The 631-nt window shown below is 62.6% G+C and carries 1 protein-coding gene; it reads right to left on the bottom strand.

From position 1 onward, the window contains the following. Positions 1 to 631, bottom strand: a 631-nt coding sequence (locus tag FJM08_RS08575; protein ID WP_140031746.1) for an MCE family protein, incomplete at both ends; no start/stop codon positions are given.

The raw sequence follows: 631 nt of genomic DNA, 5'->3' as shown, positions 1-631 counted from the left end.
TCCGTCTCGTGGGCTCGGGTTGCACTAGTGTAGTGGTCGCGTCGGCGAGGTTGTTGACATCGGCAGCCAGCACGGATCTGTTGTCGCTCACGAACTTTCGGACGGTGCCGAGAACGTCGTCGATCCGTTCCACCGTGTCGGCCAAGTCATGGTCGGATTTGGTGAACCAGTCGGTGAACTCGGCAAGGTTTTCGTTGAGCGCAACGAACTGTTGATCATTCTGGTAGAGCGCGCTGACAAATAGCGCCAGGCTTCGCGTGATCGCAACGAAGTCTCCCCGGCCCTCGTTCAGCGCGGTCAACGCCTGCGACAAACTGTTCAGCGTTTCGTTGAGCTGCCTGCCCTTGCCGGCCAGGTTGTCCGCGGCCGATTCGATGAGGTCGCCGAACGGCCCCTTCGGCTGCCGCTCCGTCGGGCCGAGCTGGCGGAGGATCCCATTGATGGAATCGCGCAACTGATCCCACTCGACGGGCACCTGGGTGCGCTCGATTGGGATCACCGCGCCGTCTTGCAAGACCGGGCCGCCGGTGTACGGCGGTGACAGCTGGATGGTGCGCGAGGCCACCAGGCTGGGGTTGAGGATCGACGCGGTAGCCGTGGCCGGCACCTGGTATTTGTTGCTGTAGTGCAA

It is taken from the genome of Metamycoplasma equirhinis (genome assembly GCF_006385185.1).
Taxonomy (GTDB): Bacteria; Bacillota_I; Bacilli_A; order Mycoplasmatales; family Metamycoplasmataceae; genus Metamycoplasma; species Metamycoplasma equirhinis.
Note: the sequence above shows the minus strand (reverse complement) of the source record. Positions and strands in the feature narration are given on the sequence as shown.